Genomic DNA, 13936 nt, shown 5'->3' with positions numbered 1-13936 from the left:
CTTAGAGATTAAATTCCTGATTAATTAAGTCATTAGACACCCCTACACGTGGGGCTGCTTTATCGGAATACAACTTCTCACCATCCAACCGTACTGGATTTCGGGTCGTTAGTAAGTCCAGAGAACCTGCATGTACAGTCTGAGTAATTCCAGCAGATGCAAATGCTGGATGTTTAACTGCATCCTCGTATTTAAGGACATCAGCACACCAGATTCCCTCTGCCTCTAAAACCGACAGCCATTCAGAAGTTGTCCTGTTTTTTAGGGTTCGGCCAAATAAGGTCAATAGTTCATCCCTGTTGCGGAAGGAAGAGTCGGTATCTATGTACAAATCTGAAATGTCACATCCGATAACTGAACTGATCTGAGTAAGGTTACCCATAGCCAAAGCAATAAAGCCATCAGCAGTACCGTATATTCCATAAGGAGCACTTAAATAAGCATGTCCACTCCCTTTAACAGTACTTCTTTTAGGTAGCTTCCCATCATCATTCAGGTACGTTGTCAGAACTTCAAATTGAATATCCAATACAGATTCCAGAAGGCTAACCTCAACAAGCACTCCCTTACCTGTTCTTGCTCTTTTTATCAGAGCTGCAAGGATTCCTTGTGCCAAGTGATTTCCGCACATGATGTCTGCCACCGAAAGCCCAAAAGGAACAGGACCGTTTTCATCACATCCCGAAAGCCAGGTTAGACCTGAAACCGACTGAACTAATAAGTCCTGCCCAGGCTTACTAGCCCAAGGCCCTTCTGTTCCGTAGCCGGTAACTACTCCATAAATAACTTTTGGATTTATTGCCCGGACAGATTCAAAATCCAATCCTACCTTTTCCATCACTCCGGGACGGAAGTTGTGTGTCATCACATCAGCTTTGGCTATCAGTTGTTTTACCTTCTCCAGATCTTCAGCATTCTTTAGATCAGCTGCATAAGATTCCTTGTTTCTGTTGATCGTGTGAAACAACAGACTATCACCTTCAACAAAAAGATTTTTGATAGCAAGCTGACGACAAGCATCGCCCTTTACAGGACGTTCTATTTTGATCACGCGAGCGCCCATATCAGCAAGTTTCAATCCTGCCGATGGACCAGCCAGAAACTGACAAAACTCCAACACTAGTAATCCCTCTAACGGTCTGTTCATGCCATCTCTAAATTTCTGGATTTAAGATATAACTCATTCAAGCCGTTTAAAATCAAACCTTCATTACCTCCCTGCATCAGATAATCACGTACCATGTCGCCAGCATGGTCCTGAAAATACATATGGCCGTGATAACGTGGTCGTAAAAAGGCTCGTTGAAGTGCCGGAAGGGTATTCGCAAAATAGTTTGCTGTCTGCCTGTTTACTTCGTTGTCTGTCCAGGCACTCAAATGCCCTGGCTGACCGCCGTTTTCAAAGAACACTGTTTGCTGACACTCTGCAGAGCCAACATATTTAGCGTATTCAACCGCAATATCAACGTGTTCTGAAGAGGATGAAATAGCAAGGCCCGTTCCTCCCAGCGTACTTTTTAAATTTGTCTTTCCATCCAATGTTATCATATCATGGAAGTGGAGCAGTCTTCGGGCATATCCCCTGCGTGAGTAATTTGAATAGCCATAAGCAAAGGGGCAATACGCAACTTCATCCGTTTGCGTCATTGCCTCATATACTTTTATCGGATTTCTTTCAAAGTTTTCTGGATCTATTTTAGTAGCAAGCTGCCGGAAAAGTTGCAGTGCTTTTATTCCTGTTTCTTCTGAGATCACTTTATCTTCTGCCTGACATGGATCCTCTCCTAAAGAACAGCAGAACATGTAGAAGCTCATTAAAACATCAATAGGAATACCAGCAAAAGCTACCAATCCACGATCTGCCAGTTCAAGTAGATCTTCGAATGTCTTAGGAAGCGCAAGCTTATGCTGTTCGAAAAGATCCGGCCTGCTAGAGGCAACCGGCGTAGCAGCATCAATAGCTAAAGCCCATTGATGCCCATCGTAAGAATAACTTGTACAAGAATGACCGACAGTGTTAACCTGTTGGTCTTTGATATACTCGGCAGATAAATATTGATCAAGGGGTAGAATAGACTTGGTTTTTGCTGCAAATCCCGCCCATGGGTGGTCGATCACTAACAGATCAAAACGCTTTGCCAGTTCTTCAATTGAAAAATCAGCAAACTGTTGTAAGCTTCTTTTCTCCCATACGATTTCTACATCTGGATTTAACTCTGAAAATCGCTGGGCTGTTGCTACCATTGGAACAAAGCCTCGGCTATGGTTCCAGGTAATTCCTTTTAATACTTTCCTGTTCGTCATTGGTTTATTACAAACCGCCGGACCAGAATCCGGCGGTATAGGTTATCTTTTTTGTTAGTTCTTTATCTGCCTTACCTTTTCCTGAATCTTGTCGGCTGCCGCTTTAACTGGCATCAGATAGAAACTGTATTGATAAGATTTAGCCGGTATTTGATAGATATCCAAAGGAGCAGCTACATCGCTCCAGCTATCATTTCCTCCAACTCCCATTTGAATCAGATCAATATTAAGAGTTAGGAAACCGGCATCTTTTAACTTATTAGTATGCTTAGCAGTGCTAATGTTCTCTTCAGTATAAGGCCATGCACTCATACTTAAAAGGCTATCTGCAACTACCAAAATTCCCTCGTTCTTCTTCTTGTCCGACAGGTACATCCAACGTACGTCTGTACGGTTACCGTTCTCTTGCGGAACAGCATAAGGTTCCATAAAATCAATAACATTCTGAGAATAAATAGCTACATCAGAACCGTAATTACGATCTATATAATTCTCCAAAGGTCCTTTACCATACCAGGTAATCTGATCGTATTCCCTTGCAATTCCACCTTGCATCCCTACTTTAGGAATATTAGGCAGTCCCGGTTTTACGTTTAAAGCATAGCTCACCTTAACCGCTCCTGCGGGAGAAACATTATAGTTTACTAGAACAGAAGCACTATCATTGATCAGTGTATATCTGGAAGAAACAGTCACCCCCTGGCCGCCACTTAAAGTCTCAGAACGAGTTTCAACCAGTTTCATTGCGGGTTCGAACCATTGCTTAAGCTTTTTATGCGTTTTCCATCCGCGTTTATCATTATCAGTTTGCGGACGAGTAAAGTGAGGTAATAATGGAGCAAAGATCTGCTCAATTCCGTTCAATTTGTATGAAGTCAGTGCCCCATTCTGCTCATCAAAACCTATGTCGAAACCATTTCCACTAACTGTAATCCTATTATTAGTAGCGTTAACTGTAACATTTCCTGTTGCAACTTTATTTGTTGCAGACTTCACCGGGGAGGTTAAGGCAAATTGGTTAGAGGCAACTTCAAATCCTTTTGGTGCCCATACCTGGTCGGTTGCTAAACTGAAATGAATATCCGCCAGGTATTCAGAACCTGCTTTCATCTTTGGAAGATATTTGGCAATACTTATCAATGTGTCTCTTCCAGCTGCAAGGTCGATTCTTGGCAGTACTTTATTGGTAACAACCTTACCATCTTCCCTTACTATAAGATTAACAAAGTAATCACTCAGAGATTTAACAGCGTGGCGGTTAGTTACTTTAAGCAAGCCATTCGCAGCATCTGCAAGTTCGGTCTGAGCTCCCTGATAAACGCGTTTACATTCCCACATTGCTGCTTTCGGACGCCCATCAGAGGCAACAACTCCTTTGATAGTAAAATTATCGAAGTACTTTTCTCCGAAATCGCCCCCATAAGCGTAATATTCTACGCCGGCACTGTCTTTTACCAATAGTCCCTGATCTTTAAATTCCCAGATAGCTCCACCAATTACTCTTGGAGTACTTCTGAACTTATCCCAGAAATCTTTCATATTTCCAACTGAGTTGCCCATTGCATGCGCGTACTCAACAAAGAAAATCGGACGCTTATCTCCATTCTGCTGGTAGGCCAAAAGCTCAGGGGTATAAATGCCCGGGTACATACGACTTACAATATCAATGTAATATGAATCCTGAGGGTTTTGAATACGATGGGAATGATCGTTTGATTTAAGGTACCGTGGATCAGAAGGATCAATATAACCTTCCAGACGAGGATTACCCATTGCCGGTTCATAATGAACAGGACGCGTAATATCAAAATCGTGAAGCCATTCAGCCATTGCTGCGTGGTTTGGTCCGCGGCCAGCCTCGTTTCCTAAGCTCCAGATGATGATACTAGGATGATTCTTATCACGCATAGCCATGCGATTGCTCCTTTCCAGGTACGCACCAGTCCATTGCTGATCATTACTAAGCTTCCCTCCTAGTCCATGTGTTTCAAGGTTTGCCTCATCAATTACCAGTATACCATACTCATCACAAAGATCGTATAAATAAGGATCCATGGGGTAATGGCTGGTACGGATGCAATTGAAGTTAAAACGTTTAATTGTTTGTACATCTTGTAAAATATCTTCGCGGCTCAAGGCCTTCCCTTTTGTTGGATGATGATCGGGACGGTTAATACCATACAGATACGTTGTCTTACCGTTAATTAAAAGCTTACTATCCGTTTTAGAAAACTCAATGCTTCTAAAACCTACCTTACAGCTTTTAGCTTCTAATACACGGCCCGTACTATCTTGAAGAGAGATGACAAGCGTATAAAGATTTGGCGCTTCATCACTCCACTTTGCTGGATTTTTCACCTTTGTTTCAAGCAATCCAAATTTCGCGTTATCTAGCCGAGGATAAATTTCGTTAATAATGCTTTCCGCTGATCTTTTCAGTGCTTTCTCAAATACAGGTTTACCCTGCTTATCGTAAAGCTGTGCTTTTACATTGTATCCCTGAACCACTTTTCCAGTAAGGTTTTCGATCCTGGGTCGAATGCTAAATATAGCGTCCTTGTAGTCTTTATCAAGCTTCGCCTGCCAGTGAAAATCAGCGATACGTAGTTTAGGCTCAGCAAGAAGCATCACTTCGCGGTGAATTCCGCTCATTCTCCAGTGATCCTGATCTTCCAGAAAACTTCCGTCACTCCAACGGATCACTTGTACAGAAACTATATTTTCTCCCTTTTGCAAATATGGAGTGATATTGAACTCAGATGCCAGGAAGCTATCCTCAGCATACCCAAGGAACTTCCCATTTAACCAAACCTTGTACGCAGAGCTGACTCCTCCAAAATGGAGCGTAATATTCATATCCTTCCAGTTATCAGGAAGAGTGAATGTTCTTTGGTAACTTCCAACACCGTTATAATCCTGTGGCACGTAAGGGGGATTAACAGGACGGAAAGGATAAACAGCACTTTTATAGATAGGCTTATCGTAACCCTTCATCTCCCAGCTTGATGGAACCTCTATTTTCTTCCAACCCGAAACCCTGCTTTTATAAAAATCTTTAGGAGCATCAGCGGGTTTAAAAGCAAAAGAGAAATCCCAGTTCCCATTCAAGGAGATCATCCTCGTGCTTTTTTCCCGGTTGCCAGTTAGTGCAGAATTAACATCTGGAAAAGAATAAGCTGTAGCACGGGAAGGTTCACGATTAATGCCGCTTACTAATGGATCTTCCCATGGTTCTCTATTATAGATAGTAGGTACTACAGGGACAGCAGCAGGCGTTTTGTCTACCAGCTGAGCATAGGAATTCACAGCTAGTGCAAGAATCGGAACAATCAATAAGTATCGTTTCATCTAAAGAAACCGGATTAAAAAAGTGTATGTTATAAAAAAGCAGGCTGCATATAAACCTAAGTCACGCGTTATTCCAGGTTTATAGAACAGGTCAGTTTAGCAAATGTAATTTACCCCTTAATTGGTTTTTTATATCATGTTCCCCTACTTTTATACGATTTTACCTTCACAAGTGGTACGGGTTATATATCACTGTAGCCTAATAACGCTTGAACTTGCTTCTATATTCTCAGCATCAGGAGGGTATGCTCCGTTAGTGAAGCAAGAAGGCAGACGAGAATATAAGGTACTGTCTGCCTTCGCATCATAACTAATAATTATCATTCTGTATAAGTTGAGGATTGTTATCCAACTCGAATTGAAGGAATGGTAAAGTGTAATGCCTTTGTTCAAATACCAAAGGAGTACCGGCAGGTGTCTTAACTGTCGGAAGCTTAATATGAGCAATGTTCCAGCGCTTAAGATCATTATAACGCTCACCCTCCAATGCTAACTCTACCCGTCGTTCATGCCGGATAAAATCGCGAAGTAAAGCTTGAGAATTGTACTTGATTCTGTCTACGGCTGGCATTCCTACTCGTGCCCTTATTTCATCAAGAGCACCATATACAGTTCCATCAGGGCCACTAACTTCATTTTTTGCTTCCGCATACATTAACAACACGTCTGCGTATCTCAGATGCACATAGTCCTGATCGGTCTGATTCGCAGTAGTAGCCGGCTGAAAAGGAGCTCTTGAAAGATCAACGTACTTCTCCATCATAAATCCAGTGCTGGAAATATTTGCAGGATTAAATGTTGCTCCCGTAGGAGTTTTCCAGGTTTCGTTTGGAAGCTTCACCGTTAAATCCAATCGAGGGTCACGGTTAGCATAAGGATTGGCAGGATCGTATAATGGCGATTCAGCAGGAAGTTTCCCGTCAATCATCTCATACTCATCAACCAAGTCTTTATATGGTTGAAGCAGAGCATAATTACCAAGTTCTAAATCCATACCATTAAGTGCACGCTGAATGTTATTGGGGGCCAGGTACTGCGTTGAAAAAATTATCTCCTTGTTAACGTTGGGGTTGGCCTGACCAGCAGTTTTAAATATTCCGGCGTAGTCACTAGCTAAGCCAAAGATCTTCGAATCGATTACTGCCTGTAGCAAGGGGATCGCCTCTGCCCATTTTCGCTGGGTCATGAAAACTTTGGCTTTTAATGCTTGTGCTGATCCTTTTACAGCATGACCATTATATTTTGCAACAGGCAAATTGGTGATTGCGAAGTCGAGGTCCTGTTCTATAAACGCATACACCTGTTCGCGGGAACTTTTGGCAATCTTTGCGGATTCAAGAACCGTAGGAAATTTATCATAAATAATAACTCCACCAAAATTTCTAACCAGATCAAAATAGGCCAATGCTCTAATGAACCTGACTTCTCCTTTATAAACATTTTTTGCTGGTTCCGCGATAGGTGCTTTATCAACGTTGTCAAGAAAATAATTGCAGGAAGTAATAATCCGATAAGGCGTACTGTACATTACCCCTATCGGCGACCCATTTCCAAGACTTGGATTTATGCCTCCGGTAGTAAGTTGAGCAATATTCGGGAGGAAAGAATTTTGAGGATCACCATAAGCATTATCACTAAAAGCATCCAGATAGACCCGCTGGTACCCCATAAAATTTGCTTGCAGGCGAGCATAAACTCCAGCTAATCCGGCCTGAACGTCAGCATCTGAAGTCCAGAAAGTTCCACTGGAAGGATCTCTTAAAGGATCCTTATCCAGAAAATCTTTATTACAAGAACTTGTTCCAATAGTGGCAGCAACCAGAGATAACAAGATTATATTTTTTATACGCATGATCTGTTCAATTAAAATTTAACATTAACGCCAGCACTAAAAATCCGGGCTTGCGGATAAGGAGGAGTTCCGGTAGATATACCAGCTCTTTCCGGATCGCCAAACTCGAAATCTGTAATGGTGAATAGGTTATCTGCAGAAACATAAACCTGAGCAGCCTTCGACTTAAATTTTGAAGTTAGCTTGGCAGGCAGGTTATAAGACAATACAACATTCTTCAAACGTAGATATGAGGCATCAGACAAATAGAAGGTAGACGACTGATAGCTGGTTACCCCTACCGCACTGCCAGCATATAATGCAGGTAGTTCATTTGTCGGATTAGTTGGCGTCCATGCATTCCTCCATTTTTCCGTAGGTGCAGTTCCCTGGGTAAAGGGATCAACACCCCATCCTGTTTGGCGGCTTTTAATACCTTCAACGCCCTGGAAGAACGCACTGAATCCGAAATTTTTATAAGCAGCATTCAAACCAAAGGAATAGAAATAGTTAGGATACGCTCCCTTAACTACAGTGCGGTCATTAGCGTCTACCACTCCGTTCCCGTCAAGGTCCTTCATTTTCAGGTCACCAGCTCTGGGGTTAGCATTTGCAGCATGTCTAGGGTAATTTCCGCTTGCAATATCAGCCTCTTGAAATATTCCATCCCATTGGTATAAGTAATGAGCATCCAACTCATAACCAACATCCCGGATGGTAGATCCCCTGCTTGGAACTCTAAGTTCTAATACTTTATTTCGAACTCTTGAAAGCTGAGCATTCAAACCATAAGAAAATTGACCAACTTTATTCTGGTGACTCAATTCGAGTTCAAATCCCTTATTGCGAACCTTACCAAGGTTAAAAGTTGGAGCATCTAAACCAAGGCTCATTGGAACTGGTTGTTCTGCTAAAATATCATAGCTCTTTTTGTTGAACCAATCGAACGTTACTCCTAACAAGCCTCTCCAGGCTGTGAAATCCAATCCTATATCAGCTACCGTTGTCGACTCCCATTGCAAGCTCTGATCCCGGAATGAATTTACTACAGCAGCAGCCTGCGGCGTAGTATTACCGAAAGGATAGCTGCTTCCAGAGCTAATCGTATTTTGATATAAGTAAACGCCCACATCCTGGTTCCCGAGAGTACCATAAGATGCACGCAACTTCATGTTATTGATCCAACTAAACCTGTTTCGAACAAAATCTTCTTGTGAAATGTTCCAACCAATGGAAGCAGATGGAAACAAACCCCAGCGGTAATCAGGAGAAACTTTGGATGTTCCATCATAACGTAGGTTTCCTTCAAATAGATATTTTCCTTTATAAGCATAATTAACCCTGCCAAAGAATGATTGAAGTGCCCATTCGGAAGGATCAGCAAGAGAAGGTAAACGAGGGTGTGTTGGATTAAAGTTGACAAACTCGTTCGTTGAAGTATAGCCAGAGATCTCATCTATAGCTGGGGCAATTGTATTTTGCCTTCTTGCGCGGAGATTTCTTAAACGTGTTGAAATCTGCTCGTAGCCCGCCAGACCGCTAACACTGTGATCTTTCGCTATCGTTTTTGAGTAATTCAAGGTCGAATAAAAGGTATTCGTAATCCTTTTCGAGTATTGATCGGTAACTCCTAAGATATCAGGACCAAAACCATCTATTTTTCGATAATCCCCTGTCTGAGTATCCCTTTCCTGCAATAAATACACATTGTAAGGAACCTGATGCATTTTGAAAAACTCATCTTCATAATTAACAGCAACTTTTGATGACCAGGTAAAATCCTTCAAGAACTTAACGTCAACGAAGGCCTGACCATTCAAATTATACTCTTTTGTAGTCTGATCTCCCATTAGATAGTATTCTGAAACATTGCGATTCCTGCCCTCAAAGTTATAGGCCCGCGCCACTACCCGACCACTGCCGTCTGGCAGGTAAGGCCCGTAAAGCGGTCCGGTTGCATACACCGTCAATGCCATAAAATCGCTTCTTACAGGTGGTTCCTCCCTATTCCTATACGTAAGATTCATATTTGTTCCCACGGTAACATTCTTATTCACCTTGTTAGAATAGTTTAACAAGGCATTGTACCGTTTGAAGTCGTATTGCTTAAAGAAAGCTTTCTGGTCTAAATAACTAAGAGATAAATTATAGGTAGTCTGATCATTTGCACCCGATAGTGACAGGTTATGATTAGTAACTGTTGCCGGTTTAAAATAATGGTCTATTGCATCAAAATTTGGATATTGATTTAGGTCAGTAGCATTGCGGTACTTGTCAATTTCTGCTTGCGGATAAAAGGTAGTGGGACTCAATCCACTTCTTGCCGCTGCAATATTATACATCTCCATGTATTCAGCAGAATTAGTGATTAGATCAGGAAGGCCTATAGCTGTATGTTGTCCAACATTGAAACTGTAATTTATCTCAGGTGTCCCTTTCTTTCCTCTTTTTGTTGTTACCAGGATCACTCCATTAGCTGCCCTTGAACCATAAATTGAAGCAGACGCAGCATCCTTTAATACCGTAATATTTTCGATATCATTAGGTGAAAGGTTGTTTAAATTACCAGTCACACCATCGATTAACACCAAGGGACCAGTAGCTGCTCCGAATGTCCCACGACCACGAATCAAGAATTGGGCATTATCCCTTCCAGGTTCTGACGAAGGTTGAGTAACCTGTAAACCTGTAACTCGTCCTTGTAACAAATTAGAAGCATTAGGCGCAGGTCTTTGGGTTAAAGTCTCCCCCGATACTGTCGATAATGAACCAGTTAGATTAACCCGCTTTTGAGTAGAATACCCAACAACTACAACCTCTTCAAGTGACTTGGTATCGGCAGCCAATCGAACGTTCAATGATGTTTGTCCATTCACAGCGACTTCTTGCGCAGCAAAGCCTATAAAAGAAAAAACTAGCGTTGCCGCACCTGGTGCAGAAATTCGAAAGTTTCCATTAACATCAGTGGTTGTACTAGCTGTGCCATTTTTCACCTTAACTGATACTCCAGGAAGAGTCTCTCCATCTCCAGCAGTGACTTTCCCTGAAATCACGATATCCTGGGAAAATACAGGAGTTGAAAAAAACAGGGAAAAAAGCAGAAAAAATAGCCAGGAAGGCAAGGAATTCCTCCAGCCAACACAGGAGGCATGTCTTAAAGTTTCCATAGAAATTTTGATTGGTTAGTAGAAATAAATGGATGGTAAATAAAATGGCTTGAACGAAGCCGGGGATTCTCAGCCTGATAATTCCATAGATTAATTGGTTATTAATTTGGTTAGTTTGTCACCGGTCTGAAGACCTGCAGCAATTATAGAACATTTCAAATATGAAACTGTTTTTCATATTTGAATATTTCCTGCGATTTTAATTCCTGTGTGTAAAGACCAATCTATTGCTATGTTTGTAATCAAATACCTGTTATAAATGCCTCTAAACGAATCCAAATACCAAGCTCCAGCTTTAGATAAGGGCTTGGATATATTAGAATATTTATCATCCCAATCGGTACCCCTCTCACAAACGGAGATTGCAATTGGAATCAACAGAAGTTCAAATGAAATTTATCGGATGCTTGTAAGCCTGGAAACCCGGGGATATGTTTTGCGGGATGAAGTTTCGGGGAAATACAGGCTGTCACTTAAGCTTTATCATCTTTCTCACCGGCACTCTCCTGTAGATGAGCTATGTAAAGCAGCTCAATTCCCAATAGAAGAACTTGCCGCATCTGTTAGACAATCCTGCCATTTAAGCATTTTATACCTCGACCAGTTGATGGTAGTACTGCATGTTAAAAGTCCTGAACCGATAGCCCTTTCCGTGGAAGAGGGTAATCTTTTTCCTCTGCCTCTAACAGCTTCCGGAAAAGTGTTGCTTGCTTATATGCCAGAAACAGAAAAAAATAAGCTTCTTTTAGAAAATGAACACTATAAGAAATTTAGTGCGACTGAAAAAAGAAACTTCTTGGATTCATTAGAGCAAATTAAAAATGAGGGGGCTTACATAAAAACGAGTGATCTTGCCGAAGGAGTAGTAGACATCTCAGTTCCCGTGGGAAAGGAAAGCAATGTTGTTGCATGTCTAACGGTGTCAAGATTAACAACGTTAAATATTAATAAGGGTAGAAAAAACGAGGAAATTTTAGAAGAGGCTTCGCTGTGCGCTGAAAAAATTAGGAAGAGAATAGGTTTGTGAAGGAAAGAAATTATTAAAAAAAGAGCAGGAGTTGTCTCCTGCTCTTTTTGTTTTTAAATAGAAGAATAAGAGACCGTATAATCCTTACCTTTTTCTACAGTAAGTTCATACGTACCATTACCCTTCGCCGAAATCCTTCCACCTTTTACAGATGGTTTGCTTTTACTTTTGAAGCGCAGTGTTCCTGTACCTTCATCTCCTTTTACCTTTATTTGAGATGTACTTGCATAAACACTGATCTCTCCTTTCGGCGTAGGAACCTTACCTTCTATCCATTTTAAACCACCTAAGTTTGGCTCTACTACATAAGTATTATAGCCCGGCGAAGTAGGTTGTACTCCTAAATAGTACTTTCCTAACAGGTATAAGGGACTAGCACCCCAGGCGTGACAAAGGCTCTTCCCGAACGGACGGCCATACATTGCGTAATGCTCTGCTCCTTTTTTGTCAGGGTTATATTCTTCCCAGAAGGAAGTTGCGCCCAGCTTAAGCATCCCTCCCCAGTAATCTTTCATCTCTTTGGTAACATAGGCTTGCTCTCCTAAAGCACAAAGAGCTTCTAGCTCGTAAAAACGCATATACGGGGTAGTGATCTTCTGAATTTTATCATTCAGCAGTACACTTTGCTTTACGGCTTGTTTTTGATCCTCGTTGAAGTAATTGAAGAAAATACTGAACATATTAGCATAGCGTGTCACATTTTCTGTTTGCTTTCCATCAACCATACTGTGTACCAACGCTTTCTTCTGGTCGTTCCAATAGTTCTTGAATATCTTTGACTTGAGTTCAACTGCTAGTTGGCCGTATTTAGCTTTACCTTCTGTATCTCCGGCTATTTCTGCACTAGTTGCCATGGTTTCTAAGCTTCGGGCTAAAAGGATCTGCTCAAAACTTACCTCACCTTTCTTACTCAACCCCTCTGCCCAATCAATAAACACCCAGTCGCCCGCTAAACCTTCCATCATCCCGTTCTTATTCCTTCTGGACAAACAATACTCCATCAGACTTTGCATCCTTGGATAGAACTGTTTAATGAAGGATTTGTCGCCGGTATACTGGTAGTAATCGTTTATACCTATAAACCAATAGAACGTATAGTCCATAATGGTATTGATGTGACTAGTTACAGGATCCTTTCCTCTATTAGCAAGAAGGGTTCTTGTTACTGTCGGAGAATCGAACAACAAATAATAGTTCATCAAATAACTTTGGTATGCATCGCCCGACCAGATCCAACGGTCACGTTTTATACCATCAATAAAAAACTCCCGTGTGTTAAGGTGAAAAGTATATTTCGCCACATCATAGATCTTATTGATTTCATCATCAGAGCAGCGGAAGCCGCCGCGATCAGCAACTGGAAGATACTCATAAAGCATTGAAACCGAATCGAGGGAGACAGTTCCGTCATATTGAACATTCACATATCTAAAAGCTTTAGTAAGATCCATCACCGAATCTTTCTTCGCTCCCTGATTCAATTCTAAATGATCAAGAGTCTCGCAAGTTTCAGTAGCTAAGGCTTCCTCTTTGGATTCTCCATAGTAAATGTTCGCATTTCCCTTACCAGTTAAACCGTGAAGCTTTATATAACCAAATGTTTCTTTACCAAAATCAAGCAGTAATGATTTTCCATTGCGTTGAACACTTACTGCTGACTGAGGTTTAGTAGCCAGTTTGAACCTAGAAGGAGTGCTTTGAGGAGTATTGAAATTCCAGGAACCAGCGTTTAGCCATGTTGTTCCTGATTTATCAGAAACTTTACCAGTTTCATCTATCCACTCTTTATCTTCAAAGGTCACTAACCACGAATCATCACTTACCACCTTGTTCCCCTTAACATAAATCGCTGGGACAGAAGCCTGGTTAAAAACTTTTAAACTTAATTTGTGCTTTCCAGCTGGGATACGAATATGTTTAGGAAAACCAGATATCGCCTTCCCGTCTATTTTTACGTTGTATTGTCCCTCAACAAACAAATCAACTTCTTCAGCTGCCGGAAGGTCAAAGTCTTTGTGAAAATCAATTAAAGGGTAATGGCTATCCAACTTCCAGAAAGGAGGAAAGAAAGAAGCTCTTTCAGTACGGCGGTTCTGCATGTTGTTTCCTAGCCAGATCTCAAAATCGCCAGGATACCAGATCCAGGTTGCCTTACTCTGCGCAGAAGCAATCTCCGACATGGCTAATGAAGAGAATAAAAAACCCGCTGCTAACAGTCGTTTAAAAGGTTTAAAAATCATAAAATATTTAATGTAATCT

Annotated in this window: 7 protein-coding genes; 1 reads left to right on the top strand and 6 read right to left on the bottom strand. The window is 41.4% G+C overall.

Going from position 1 to position 13936, the window contains the following annotated elements; genetic code table 11:
- Nucleotide 1: 1 nt before the first annotated feature.
- The 5 genes from J4N25_RS12590 to J4N25_RS12570 form a co-directional block, all read right to left on the bottom strand.
- The gene (locus J4N25_RS12590; RefSeq protein ID WP_207422563.1) at nucleotides 2-1147 is read right to left on the bottom strand and encodes a CaiB/BaiF CoA transferase family protein; all 1146 of its coding nucleotides are present in this window, start codon (nucleotides 1145-1147) and stop codon (nucleotides 2-4) included.
- Nucleotides 1144-2304: an ABC transporter substrate-binding protein gene (locus J4N25_RS12585; RefSeq protein WP_207422562.1), complete on the bottom strand. Its 1161-nt coding sequence runs from the start codon at nucleotides 2302-2304 to the stop codon at nucleotides 1144-1146. Before J4N25_RS12585 ends, J4N25_RS12590 begins: the two co-directional genes overlap by 4 nt.
- 54 nt (nucleotides 2305-2358) lie before the next feature.
- A complete protein-coding gene (locus tag J4N25_RS12580) occupies nucleotides 2359-5652 on the bottom strand; it encodes a glycoside hydrolase family 2 TIM barrel-domain containing protein (RefSeq protein ID WP_207422561.1) in 3294 nt (1097 codons plus the stop codon).
- A gap of 310 nt (nucleotides 5653-5962) precedes the next feature.
- Nucleotides 5963-7504, bottom strand: coding sequence for a RagB/SusD family nutrient uptake outer membrane protein (locus J4N25_RS12575; protein WP_207422560.1), 1542 nt, complete (start codon nucleotides 7502-7504; stop codon nucleotides 5963-5965).
- Between the two features lie 11 nt (nucleotides 7505-7515).
- On the bottom strand, nucleotides 7516-10650 hold the full coding sequence (locus J4N25_RS12570; RefSeq protein WP_207422559.1) for a SusC/RagA family TonB-linked outer membrane protein: 3135 nt from the start codon (nucleotides 10648-10650) through the stop codon (nucleotides 7516-7518).
- Nucleotides 10651-10909: 259 nt separating this feature from the next.
- On the opposite strand from J4N25_RS12570, the gene J4N25_RS12565 reads away from it, so the two are divergent.
- Nucleotides 10910-11677, top strand: a complete 768-nt coding sequence (locus J4N25_RS12565) for an IclR family transcriptional regulator (protein WP_207422558.1) — start codon at nucleotides 10910-10912, stop codon at nucleotides 11675-11677.
- A 53-nt stretch (nucleotides 11678-11730) separates the two neighbouring features.
- Here the strand turns inward: J4N25_RS12565 and J4N25_RS12560 are convergent, their stop codons facing one another.
- Nucleotides 11731-13917 (bottom strand): alpha-L-rhamnosidase-related protein, encoded by a 2187-nt coding sequence (locus tag J4N25_RS12560; RefSeq protein ID WP_207422557.1) that lies wholly within the window; start codon nucleotides 13915-13917, stop codon nucleotides 11731-11733.
- Nucleotides 13918-13936 lie beyond the last annotated feature (19 nt).

The sequence above is a fragment of the Desertivirga brevis genome, assembly GCF_017355835.1.
Note: the sequence above shows the minus strand (reverse complement) of the source record. Positions and strands in the feature narration are given on the sequence as shown.

Coding starts and splice junctions, on each gene's coding strand:
- J4N25_RS12590 (WP_207422563.1), bottom strand. CDS start 1,147: ATGAACAGACCGTTAGAGGGATTACTAGTGTTGGAGTTTTGTCAGTTT.
- J4N25_RS12585 (WP_207422562.1), bottom strand. CDS start 2,304: ATGACGAACAGGAAAGTATTAAAAGGAATTACCTGGAACCATAGCCGA.
- J4N25_RS12580 (WP_207422561.1), bottom strand. CDS start 5,652: ATGAAACGATACTTATTGATTGTTCCGATTCTTGCACTAGCTGTGAAT.
- J4N25_RS12575 (WP_207422560.1), bottom strand. CDS start 7,504: ATGCGTATAAAAAATATAATCTTGTTATCTCTGGTTGCTGCCACTATT.
- J4N25_RS12570 (WP_207422559.1), bottom strand. CDS start 10,650: ATGGAAACTTTAAGACATGCCTCCTGTGTTGGCTGGAGGAATTCCTTG.
- J4N25_RS12565 (WP_207422558.1), top strand. CDS start 10,910: ATGCCTCTAAACGAATCCAAATACCAAGCTCCAGCTTTAGATAAGGGC.
- J4N25_RS12560 (WP_207422557.1), bottom strand. CDS start 13,917: ATGATTTTTAAACCTTTTAAACGACTGTTAGCAGCGGGTTTTTTATTC.